Source organism: Vibrio sp. YT-19(2023), assembly GCF_033337395.1.
Map to the genome: position 1 here is coordinate 1 of NZ_JAWOQN010001261.1, position 500 is coordinate 500.

Annotated in this window: 1 pseudogene; it reads right to left on the minus strand. The window is 40.8% G+C overall.

Annotated features, from left to right (window positions below):
• Nucleotides 1–107: 107 nt before the first annotated feature.
• Nucleotides 108–500, minus strand: a pseudogene (locus tag R7E78_RS31155) (multidrug transporter); the annotation flags it as partial.

Consider the following 500-nt stretch of genomic DNA (forward strand, 5'->3'; position numbering starts at 1 on the left):
TAACGGTGGAGGTTAGTGGGCATTTATATCTATGATAAATATATAAATCAATGCCTTACTGGTTGTTGATTCATGCTCTCTTTGCTCCGTAAGGCAAGGTACAACACTCAAGTGATTAGTGCATCAGCAGTAATGCCCAAGCCGAACATTATGGCGATTCGTTCAAGCGTAGGTACAAAGATACCGATTTGATAAAGCACAAAAGCACAACCGTAAAACAAGGTGTTTACGATAAGTGATTGATACAGCATTAAATCCGTGCGTCCAATACCATAAAAGTAACTGTCGATGACATTGTTTAAACTGAAAATGACATAGAACCCAACCATTAGCCAAACTAGACTGGTGATTGATTCTGGGTTCTCTATCCCCATGACATCGGCTATAAAGCTGTTCCAAAGCGGTGCGGTGAGTATCCAAACAGCAATAATTCCTAACGTTATCCAAAGGTAGCCATTGACTCGCTCAGATGTTAATCCCTTGTTTGTCGCAGCATCTTG